This is a genomic window from Nocardia sp. NPDC005978, assembly GCF_040614455.1.
GTDB lineage: Bacteria > Actinomycetota > Actinomycetes > Mycobacteriales > Mycobacteriaceae > Nocardia.
Genome location: NZ_JBEXUS010000221.1, coordinates 1 through 3976, shown reverse-complemented (window position 1 = coordinate 3976; position 3976 = coordinate 1). Strand labels below are relative to the sequence as shown.

The 3976-nt window shown below is 67.5% G+C and carries 2 protein-coding genes; one reads left to right on the top strand and one right to left on the bottom strand.

The genetic code is table 11. From position 1 onward, the window contains the following. Positions 1-45 precede the first annotated feature (45 nt). The gene (locus ABZ319_RS40185; protein ID WP_354991846.1) at positions 46-648 is read right to left on the bottom strand and encodes a PPA1309 family protein; all 603 of its coding nucleotides are present in this window, start codon (positions 646-648) and stop codon (positions 46-48) included. A 241-nt stretch (positions 649-889) separates the two neighbouring features. Between ABZ319_RS40185 and ABZ319_RS40180 the strand changes: the two genes are divergently transcribed. Further along, the gene (locus tag ABZ319_RS40180; protein WP_354991845.1) at positions 890-3877 is read left to right on the top strand and encodes a UPF0182 family protein; all 2988 of its coding nucleotides are present in this window, start codon (positions 890-892) and stop codon (positions 3875-3877) included. Positions 3878-3976 lie beyond the last annotated feature (99 nt).

The following is a 3976-nucleotide window of genomic DNA, read 5'->3' as shown; positions in this document are numbered from 1 at the left end:
GCCCGCTGTCCAGGACAGCGGGCGCGAGTGCGTTCCGAGCGAGCGCTACTCCTCCGGCTCGTTCTCCAGGGTCTGCTTGAGCGCCTCGATCAGGTTCGGCGCGAGGTTCGGCGCCGTGCGCAGGTCGAGGTCGCCGAACGGGTCCTCCTCGTCCTCGGCCGGACGCACCTGCAGCAGCGACAGCGAGGTCCCGTCCCGCAGGACGCCCGCGTACAGCCGGGCGTCGCGCCGCCCGGGGTGGGCGACCGCGGCGCGGCGGCCCGCGTCGTCGGCGGCGTCGGGGTCCGCGAGCAGCGGGGCGATCGCGTCGTCGAGGGTCTGCTCGGCGGCCGGGGGCAGCACCACGATCTGCTGCACCAGCACGCAGCCCTCGACCGCCATCGGCCAGCTGGTGGTCCCGAGGAATTCGTCCAGCGCGCGCGGATGATCACCGGAGATGTCCTCCGGGAACGGATCCTGCGCGATGGGAGTCAGCGCGCCCTCGGCGTCGAGCTGATCGAGCAGCGCCGGTTCGGCCGCCACCAGATCGGCGGTGGGCACCAGCGCGAACATCTGCGGCGGCCGGTCCCACCCTTCACCGTCGGCGTATTCGGCGATCTCACGAATACACCGGTACAGGGCGGACGCGGCCCACTGCTCAGGGTTCACCCGGCAATCCTCCCAAGCCTGCGGCCCCGCCCCCACACCGGGGTTTGCCGCCGTCCGGCCATCGCGAGTCGATCTTTCCCGCCTCCGCGCGGACAGTCATGTGAGGTGTTCGGCCCGCGGGCGGGCGATTTACGTAGAGTGGGGCGCGAAAGGTCCCCTGGGACCGACTCGCATCATCGGACTGCGCTGCCCCGGTCGGTATTTCCGGCGCGGGCTCGCCGGACCCTGGGAGAGTGGCATCGTGGGCATGCGCCCCCCGACAGGCTTACCTTCGCTGTCACGCCGCAGCCGTGTGCTGTTGGTGACGGCTCTGGCGCTGGCGGCACTACTACTGGTCGGGCCTCGACTCACCGACGCCTATACGAACTGGCTCTGGTTCGGGGAGGTGGGTTTCCGGGGCGTGTACCACCGGGTCCTGCTCACCCGGGTCCTGCTGTTCCTGGCGGTGACGGTCGTCGTGGCCGCGATCATCTGGCTCGCCCTGCTGCTGGCATATCGTTCCCGCCCGGTCTTCGTGCCGGTGACCGGACCGGGTGATCCCATCGCCCGCTATCGCACCACCGTCATGAGCCGGCTGCGGCTGTTCGGCATCGGGATTCCGCTGCTGATCGGCTTGCTGTCCGGGCTGGTGGCACAGGGCAACTGGGCCACGGTGCAGTTGTTCCTGCACGGTGGTTCGTTCGGTGTGCGGGACCCGCAGTTCAATCTGGACGTCGGCTTCTACGCCTTCGATCTGCCGTTCTACCGCATGGTCCTGAACTGGCTGTTCGTCGCCGTGGTGATCGCGTTCTTCGCGAATCTGGTAACGCACTACGTCTTCGGCGGGCTGCGCCTGGCCGGGCGCGAGGGCACGCTGAGCACCGCGGCCCGGGTGCAGCTGGCCGTGCTGGCCGGAATGTTCGTGCTGCTCAAGGCGGTCGCGTACTGGTTCGACCGGTACGCGCTGCTGTCGAGTCAGCGCAAGGAGCCCACCTTCACCGGTGGTTCGTACACCGACATCAACGCGGTGCTGCCCGCGAAGCTGATCCTGCTCTCGATCGCGGTCATCTGCGCGCTGGCGTTCTTCGCCGGAATCGTGCTGCGCGATCTGCGGGTTCCGGCCATGGCGGCGGCGCTGCTGGTGCTGTCGTCGGTACTGGTCGGCGCGGTGTGGCCGCTGCTGGTCGAGCAGTTCTCGGTGCGCCCGAACGCGGCCACCAAGGAGAGCGCCTATATCGAGCGCAACATCGAGGCCACGAGGCAGGCGTACGGGCTCACCGATGACAAGGTCGAGTACGTGCCGTACGGCGGTGTGGGACAGGCGACCACGCCCGGCGGCAAGGTCGCGGTCGCGGACTCCGAGACCATCAAGAACATCCGCCTGCTCGATCCGAACCTCATGACCCAGACGTTCGTGCAGCGCAATCAGCAGCTGCAGAACTTCTACGGTTTCCCGGATCCGCTGGACATCGACCGCTACACGATCAACGGCGAGGTGCGCGACTTCATCGTCGCCGCACGTGAACTGGTGCCGCAGAACCTCTCCGGCAACCAGACGGACTGGATCAACAAGCACACCGTCTTCACGCACGGCAACGGCTTCGTGGCGGCCCCGGCCAATCAGGTCAACGCCGCTCCGCCGAAGGAGGACAAGCAGGCCCAGCAGGCGGCCGGCAGCGAGTCCGGCGGCGGCTACGGCTATCCGGTCTTCAAGATCGGTGATCTGGACACGGTCAGCGACACCTTCATTCCGAAGGACCGCCAGGCGATCCCGGTGAACGAGCCGCGTATCTACTACGGCGAGCTCATCGCCAAGTCCGATACCGACTACGCGATCGTCGGCGCCAACGGCCAGGCCCCGCGCGAGTACGACACGCCCACCGCGCAGAACACCTACACCGGCAAGGGCGGCGTGGCGATCGGGAACTGGTTCAACCGGTTCGCGTTCGCGGCCAAGTACGCCGAGCGGAACATCCTGTTCTCCGGCGCCATCGGACCCGATTCGAAGATCATCTTCAATCGCAGCCCGAAGCAGCGCGTCGAGCAGGTGGCTCCGTGGCTCACCACGGACGGCGACATCTACCCGGCGGTGGTCGACGGTCGCATCCAGTGGATCGTGGACGCCTACACCACGCTCGACAACTTCCCGTACTCCCAGCGCACCTCGCTCGACGGCGTGGTGGAGGACAGCATCGACCAGACCACCGGCCGGCTGCTGCCGCGCAAGGAGGTGTCCTACATCCGGAACTCGGTGAAGGCCACGGTCGACGCGTACGACGGCACCGTCACGCTCTACGAGACGGACAAGAACGACCCGGTGCTCAAGGCGTGGATGGGCGTGTTCCCCAACGCCGTTCAGCCCGAGAGCGCCATCTCCGACGAACTGCGGTCGCACTTCCGCTACCCGGAGGACCTGTTCAAGGTCCAGCGCGAGATGCTCTCGAAGTACCACGTGAACGATCCGCGTGAGTTCTTCACCAACAACGCCTTCTGGTCGGTCCCCAACGATCCGACCGCCGAGGGCGCGGGCGCGGGTGCGCATCAGCCGCCGTACTACGTGCTGCTGGGCAACACCAAGTCCGGGAAGCCGCAGTTCACGCTGACCGGTGCGATGGTGGGCTACAAGCGCCAGTTCCTGTCGGCCTACATCCAGGCCAACTCCGATCCCGAGAACTACGGCAAGCTCACGATTCTGCGATTGCCCAACGACTCGCAGACGCCGGGCCCGGGTCAGACGCAGACCTCGATGACCACCGACGGCGAAGTGTCACAGGCCAGGAATCTGCTCACCACGGGCAACACCAACAAGATCAGGTTCGGCAACCTGCTCACCCTGCCCGTGGGCGACGGCGGCATCCTGTACGTCGAACCCTGGTATCTGGAACGCAATTCGGCGGGTTCGAACGCGCCGTCCTTCCCGCAGCTGGTGAAGGTGCTGGCCAGCTATCAGGACAAGGTCGGCATGGGCGCCACCGTCAAGGAGGCCCTGGACAAGGTGCTGCCCGGCAGCGGCAGCGCGGCGACCGATCAACCGGGGCAGGTGGTCGTCCCGCCCAATCAGGGGACCACGCCGCCGAACAACAACGGCGGTACGGCCCCGGCGCCAGGCAAGGAAGCGGCCATCAAACAGATCGACGATGCGCTCAAGACCGTGAGTGACGCGCAGCGGTCCGGCGATCTGGGCGAGTTGGGTAAGGCGCTGGAGAGTCTGCAGCGCGCGGTCGACGCCTACGAGAAGGCGGGCGGCTGATACCCGGGCTCTCGCTCGCTACCCGCTGAGCGAGAGCCGCACGCACGACCCCGGGACCCGCGGGCCCCGGCGGGACAACGAAAAGCGCTGCCGTCGAAC